Annotated in this window: 1 pseudogene; it reads left to right on the top strand. The window is 53.1% G+C overall.

Annotated elements, in window-relative coordinates:
• Window positions 1–260: pseudogene (locus CWC11_RS22485) on the top strand (aspartate carbamoyltransferase); the annotation flags it as partial.

Here is a 260-nt window from a genome sequence, read left to right as displayed (position 1 = left end):
ACGCGTAAGTTTCGGCACCGCATTTAACCTGCTGGGCGGCCTAGTTCGTGAAACCACAGGTATGCAAAGCTCAGCACTGGCAAAAGGCGAATCTTTGTATGATACCGCCCGTGTGATTTCAGCTTATGCTGACGCCGTGGCAATGCGCCACCCAGACGCAGGCTCAGTAGCCGAGTTTGCAACTGGTTCCGATGTTCCTGTCATCAACGGTGGCGATGGCCCTAATGAACATCCAACTCAAGCACTGTTGGACTTACTGA

Origin of the sequence: Pseudoalteromonas sp. S3178, from assembly GCF_005886985.1 — a bacterium.
GTDB lineage: Bacteria > Pseudomonadota > Gammaproteobacteria > Enterobacterales > Alteromonadaceae > Pseudoalteromonas > Pseudoalteromonas carrageenovora.
The sequence above is the reverse complement of the archived record's forward strand: the minus strand, read 5'-3'. Positions and strand labels throughout refer to the sequence as shown.